Origin of the sequence: Parabacteroides sp. AF14-59, assembly GCF_003479515.1 — a bacterium.
Taxonomy (GTDB): domain Bacteria; phylum Bacteroidota; class Bacteroidia; order Bacteroidales; family Tannerellaceae; genus Parabacteroides; species Parabacteroides faecis.
Window position 1 is genome coordinate 164,932 of record NZ_QUHH01000010.1, and the last position, 6,662, is coordinate 171,593.

Annotated in this window: 4 protein-coding genes; 2 read left to right on the forward strand and 2 right to left on the reverse strand. The window is 42.5% G+C overall.

Annotation, left to right across the window (positions count from 1 at the left end; genetic code table 11):
* Entirely contained in the window at positions 1–2,028 is a 2,028-nt protein-coding gene (locus DWW23_RS12815) for a beta-L-arabinofuranosidase domain-containing protein (protein ID WP_122353679.1), read from the forward strand.
* An 88-nt stretch (positions 2,029–2,116) separates the two neighbouring features.
* On the opposite strand, the gene DWW23_RS12820 is transcribed toward DWW23_RS12815, so the two are convergent.
* Positions 2,117–2,665 carry an RNA polymerase sigma-70 factor gene (locus DWW23_RS12820; protein WP_122353680.1) on the reverse strand — a complete coding sequence of 183 codons (549 nt, stop codon included), beginning with the start codon at positions 2,663–2,665 and terminating at the stop codon, positions 2,117–2,119.
* Between the two features lie 293 nt (positions 2,666–2,958).
* Positions 2,959–4,221 (reverse strand): response regulator, encoded by a 1,263-nt coding sequence (locus DWW23_RS12825; protein WP_233564331.1) that lies wholly within the window; start codon positions 4,219–4,221, stop codon positions 2,959–2,961.
* 18 nt (positions 4,222–4,239) lie between these two features.
* Between DWW23_RS12825 and DWW23_RS12830 the strand changes: the two genes are divergently transcribed.
* A partial coding sequence (locus tag DWW23_RS12830) for a two-component regulator propeller domain-containing protein (protein ID WP_305037001.1) occupies positions 4,240–6,662 on the forward strand: 2,423 nt, incomplete at its 3' end.

The following is a 6,662-nucleotide window of genomic DNA, read 5'->3' on the forward strand; positions in this document are numbered from 1 at the left end:
ATGAACAATAAATTCCTTTTATCATTAATACTTACAATAGGATTATGTAGCACTGTATCCCTTGCCAAGGCGGATAACCCCGACCACCCCAATAACCGTTATCCGCTCATAAGAAAACCCTACATAGAACTACCATTGGGTAGCATCAAAGCCAAAGGTTGGCTTCTGGAGATGCTGGAGCGGCAAAAGAAAGGGGCGTCCAGTCAAATGGACGTCCTGTATCCGGAAGTGATGGGGGCACGTAACGGATGGCTCGGTGGTGACGGCGACCAATGGGAAAGAGGTCCGTACTGGATAGACGGATTATTACCCTTAGCCTATATCCTGGACGATAAGGAGTTGAAGCAAAAGGTACAGCCCTGGATAGAATGGACTTTGAAAAGCCAGCGTGAAGACGGTTTCTTCGGTCCTGCCAGGGACTATAGTCCCGAACCCGGCATTCAAAGGGATAATTCCGCAGACTGGTGGCCCCGGATGGTAATGCTGAAGATCATGCAGCAGTATTATTCGGCAACAGGAGATAAACGGGTGATCGACTTTATGAGTAACTACTTCCGTTATCAGTTAGCGACTCTTCCTTCTACCCCACTGGGTAACTGGACCTTCTGGGCCGAGTACCGTGCCTGCGACAACCTGCAGGCCGTATACTGGCTTTACAATATTACCGGAGAGAAATTCCTGCTCGATCTAGGAAATCTCTTACATAAGCAAAGCTACGATTTCGTCGACATGTTCCTTAACCGGAATGACCTAACCCGTTTCAACACGATTCATTGTGTGAACCTGGCACAAGGACTCAAGGAGCCGGTTATCTATTACCAGCAAAACCCGGATAAGAAGTATCTGGATGCAGTAAAAAAAGGACTGGCCGATATTCGTCAATATAACGGACAGCCACAAGGAATGTACGGAGGAGATGAAGGATTGCATGGCAACAATCCGACCCAGGGTTCCGAATTATGCTCTGCCGTAGAATTTATGTATTCACTGGAAAAGATGATGGAGATAACGGGTGATCTGACTTTGACAGACCATCTGGAACGGATCGCTTTCAACGCCCTCCCTACCCAGATAACAGATGATTTTATGGATAAACAATATTTCCAGCAGGCCAATCAGGTAATGGTCACACGCCATACCCACAATTTCTATGAGGATGCCAACCATGCAGAAACAGATATTATCTATGGGACACGGACCGGATATCCTTGTTGTTTCTCCAATATGCATCAGGGATGGCCTAAATTCACTCAAAGCCTTTGGTATGCTACACCGGATAATGGTATTGCTGCGCTGGCTTATTCTCCTTCGGAGGTGACGACAAAGGTTAGCAACGGCCATAGAGTAACTGTTACAGAGGACACTCATTACCCGATGGATGATAAGATACAGTTTACCGTCCGGCTACTCGACAAGACCAAAGAGGTTGACTTTCCGCTCCATTTGCGTATCCCCGGATGGTGTAAAGATGCGACTGTTACCGTTAATGGCGTTCCTGAATCTACTGCCAAAGGAAACAGCACGGCGATTATACGTCGAACATGGAAAACCGGCGACCAGGTCGTTTTACACTTACCGATGGAAGTAACGACAAGTAAATGGTATGAGAATTCAATCGCCGTCGAACGCGGTCCGCTGGTCTATGCACTGAAGATGGAGGAGAAATGGGAAAAGAAAAAATTTGAAGGAGATGATATTACACAGTTCGGTCAATCCTACTACGAAGTCACTTCACCGACCAAATGGAATTATGGAATACTGGCTTCAGCTCCCGAAAATACAAAGGAGAATTTCCAGGTTACGATCGACAAAGCCAAACAGGCAAATAATTATTTCTGGAACGTAGAAAATGCCCCTATCCAGATCAAGGTAAAAGCGAAGGAAATACCTTCCTGGCAACTATACAATGAAATGGCAGGCCCTCTCCCCTTCTCTACCGGCAGAAGTAAAAACCCTGTAGAAGAGATCACTCTGATTCCTTACGGGTGTACAACGCTACGTGTTTCAGAGTTTCCGTTAGTAAGATAATACGGGATCATTCCTGTCAACAATCCTTTCGCCGGACACGGTCATGTACTATGTTTGGCGAAAGGGTTTCCAGATAAGAAATAGTTCCTCACTTCAGAAAGAGTAAATAAAAAATAGGCAGGTAATCTTTCAAGGCAATCCTCAACACCTTCAAAGACCTGGTTATATGGTATTCAACTCCTTTCGGGCTGATAGACAACTCCTCTGCTATTTCCTTTACAGTACGGCATTCATACCGGCTTAACTCGAAGACACGCCGGGTTTGTTCCGGCAAAGCCTCCAATGTTTCTTTTACGATACGGGTTATCTCTGAGGAAAATATTTCTTCCAGATCACAAGCCTGTAGAGTAGAGATCCGATAGCCCAGATCACGGGCCATTTTAGATGAGATCGAATCGGAGACAGACTGCTTTACATCCTGATGTTTCAGATAATTCAAAGCACCGTTTTTCAGCATCATAACAAGTAAGGATAACGGATATTCCACCTTTTCCTTTTTGCTGGTATCCCACAAATTAATTAAAGCCTCAGACACAATATCTTCTGCAGCCATATCATCCCTGACATATGACTTTACAAACAAAAACGAACGTTTATAGTAGTTTGTGTATATCTCGCTGAAACTTATATTACTCATCTCCTCTGGAATCTAAAGAAGGCTCTCTCTCCATTTATCTCAATACCATACAAAAATAAGATTTATTCCATAATAGTCAATAGCTATTGGTAATAATTCTTTTTTAATACTTATATTGCTTATCACAACTGCATTCCTTTCATATCACAGTTGGATTCCGTTTGTTTCACAGATGGATTTCTTTTGTTTCACAACTGTGATATGCAAAGAAGGACGTAGTGATAAGATAAACGATACGCCGTGTTAACAGCAACATCACCCTAGTGGCAACACTCTCCCCGGACTAATGGAGACTATAAAGCATTATACCGTGACGGCGATACACCGAACTGATTCGTAAAGTGCTTGCGGAAAGTATTGATATCGTTATAACCGACCATTTCAGCCACCTCCTGAACAGAATATTTCTTCTGCATGATCAGGGAAGCGGCCTTGCTGATACGGATACTGCGAATCACTTCGATAATCGACAAGTTACTTTGCTGCTTCATCTTCCGGTATAAAGTAGGCTGGCTGAGGTTCAACAGGCCTGCCAGACTTTTGGCACTGAAATCCGGGTTTGTCAGATTGGTTTCGACGATGCAGATCACCTGCTGCATGAAAAGACTGGCCTGCTCTTCTTCCTCCGGCTTTTCTACCGTATGTTTCAGCATCAGAGTTTTCGTATAGATGCGTTTCAACTGTTCACGCATGCGGATTAGGTTCTCTGCTTTGGCCTTGAGCACTTCGGGATTGAAAGGCTTCATGATATAGTCGTCCACACCGATCCGGGTACTTTTCAACAAATCCTCCTCCTCTGCTTTGGCCGTCAGCATGATGATCGGGATATGAGCCGTCTGCAATTCCTGCCTGATCTCCTGACAACAGGTAAAGCCGTCTTTGACCGGCATCATTATATCCGAAATGATCAGGTCAGGGATCTCTTCACTGGCAATCCGCACGCCCTCTTCACCGTCTCGAGCTTCCAGGACACGGTATTTTTTCTCGAATAGAGTATGAATATAATATCTTATCTCATCGTTATCTTCAATGACCAGCAATTTCTTACCTGATTCGAGGGATCTCTCTTCACGAACCTTTTCCGGCGCAATGAATACTTCCTCCTTCTGGTCATCACGGGTATCCTCAACCTGTTGATATACATCTTCTTTAAAATGCTCACGTCCTAACGGAAGGTAAAGGATAAACTCGGAACCTTTACCGGGAACACTGTTCAGCAAGACTTTCCCATGATGGAGATCCATCGTGTTTTTAACGATACGCAAGCCGATACCCACCTTGGTAGAAAATGAGGGATCATTTTCGCCCGTTATAAAAGATTCAAAAATGCGTCCCTGCAAATTTTCAGCGATACCGGGTCCATTATCCGTAACAGATAATAAACAGAACATTTTCCCGTCCACCTCCTTCTCGGCGATCGCAACCCTTATCTTTCCGCCTTTCGGGGTATATTTGAGCGCATTCGAAAGGAGGTTCTTCAAAGCTGATTCTATTTTCGGGGCATCAATCCAGAGATAAAGAGATTGAATGCCAAAGTCCAAGATGTACTCATGCAAAACGATACGACTTTTTGGATGATATCCACTGATGTACTTTCGCTTATTTCAATCGCTTATCAGATGGATAAAATGGGGAATATAGACAAAGTGGACTTAAAAGTAGAAATGGAGTTTACTGGTCTGGCTGGGAACAATACAAACTATATGGCTATGTGTCAATCCCCTGACGGAATCATTTATATTGCGACCGATTGGGGAAATATAGTCACTTTCAATCCCAAAACACGTCAAATGACAAGCCAAGGCGATTTACCGAGAGTCAATAAAATTCACGTTCACCGCCTTCTTTATTCCGACGGTTCTGTCTGGATTGGAACCTGGGCCAACGGAGCGATCTGTTACAATCCGAAAACAGGTGTCTATACTCAATATAGCTATAAACCGGAGGATACGAAAAAAACTCTTTCCCATGGAGATATTTACCAGATGGTTTCTTTGGGAGACGGACGGTATTTAGCTGCTACATGGAATGGTTACACAGTTTTTATTCCTGATAAAGAAGAACCTACCCGTTATACAACAGAAGTCTATAACAACACTGCATCTCAACTTCATCGTAACTTGGAGACCCGAATGATCTCCGCTTACTATGATACGGAAGGTATCATCTGGATCGGAACACAAGGCGGAGGAGTGTATGCCTCCGATTTGCGAAAGCAATTTTATCAGCGCTTTCATCAGGAAACACATAATGAAATATGTGAAATGGCGACGGATGAAAATGAATATATCTGGCTAGCCACTTTCCATAAGGGTATTTTGAGAAGTACGGAACCTTTCAATCCTCAAAGCCGTTTGGAGTTTGAATCGGTCCCTGCCGGCTCGAGCAATACTGTTTTATGTGTGCTCAACGATAAAAAAGGAAACTTGTGGTTCGGAAACGGTCAGTCCGAACTAATTCAGTATAATTCCGAAAATAAAACCTTTACCGTTTATCCTGTCCGTATTAAAGACAAACCTGAGTGGTCTGGTTCCATCTGGTCTTTATTGATTGACAATCAAAATCGTTTATGGCTGGGAACTTCCAACGGGTTATTGTTGTTTGATCGCCAGACAAAAGATTTTGTCTATTACCCTGTCGGTTCCGGAACCATACGGGCAATGGCAGAAGTACCCGATAAATACTTCTTGTTAGGATTGTCATACGGCTTAGTAAAGTGTTCTTTGAATGGTCAACCTATTCGATCGGACTATGAAAAAACAGCTGATATTCCAGTCAGGGACATACGTTCCCTTTATGCTGCTTCAGACGGAAAACTCTATATAGGTTATTCCGACGGATTTGGGGTAATGGATATTCAATCTGATTCAATCGAGAATTTTTACACAACCCATAATGGGTTAAGCAGTAATTATATAGGTTGTATTTGTGAAGATGCGGAAGGACGTATTTGGCTAGGTTCCGCTTCGAGTGTTTGTAACTACAGCAGACATCAGAAATTGTTCTATAATTACTATATATCCGGTAATAACCGCTCAGTCATCTTTTATAAGGATTTTCTGTTTTGGGGGAATAATAAAAACATAACCTATTTCCTCCCGAATGAAGCAATGAACAACCACTTTATTCCCGGTAAAGTAGTAATAACTCAATTGGAAGTAGATAATAAAACAGTTGAAATCGGGCAAAAGATAAATAATCAAGTCATTCTGAAACAAGGTATTCCTTATACTCACGGATTAACATTAAAGGCTGCTAATAATAGTTTTTCATTGATGTTCAGTAATCTGACCTACTCGGATGACCTGCAAAAATATAATTACCGGTTAAGTCCGGCTCAATCGAACTGGTTGACAATCAATGAAGGTGAAAAGGTTTCGTATGCAAACTTACCTCAAGGGAAATATGTTTTTGAAGTACAAAGTATTATGGCAGACGGTTCTAGCGGCTATCTGACATCCATGGATATCAACATCCTGCCTCATTGGTATGAAACAATTTGGTTCCGTCTTCTAATCATCATCACAATCGGTTTTATTATATATTATCTGATTCGCCGTGTAAAAAAGGAGCAGGCACGTCTGAGGCATGAAGAACGGTTAAAACATGAATTGTTTGTTGCCAATCTGGAACGTGAGAAAGAGAAGCAAATCAACCGGGAACGCAGCAATTTCTTTACGAATGTCTCTCATGAACTTCGCACACCTCTGACACTGATTCTTTCTCCTTTACAGGAGTTATTGCAGACGGAACGCCTTTCACAAATTCTATATGATAAGTTATCATTGGTTTACAATAATGCAACCTCATTATCTACCCTGGTAAATCAATTACTCTATGTACAAAAAATAGAAGCCGGAATGGTGCAATTAAAACTGTCAGAAGTTGATATATATGTGCTGGTTAAGAATGTTATCACGTCTTTTAAGCATATTGCTGAGATAAAACAGACAGAGTTCATCTTGAACTCCGGTAAATTTCCCGTTTTCATTAATAG

Excerpts from the sequence above, each read along its gene's own strand:
- DWW23_RS12815 (WP_122353679.1), top strand. The coding sequence starts at position 1 with ATGAACAATAAATTCCTTTTATCATTAATACTTACAATAGGATTATGT.
- DWW23_RS12820 (WP_122353680.1), bottom strand. The coding sequence starts at position 2,665 with ATGAGTAATATAAGTTTCAGCGAGATATACACAAACTACTATAAACGT.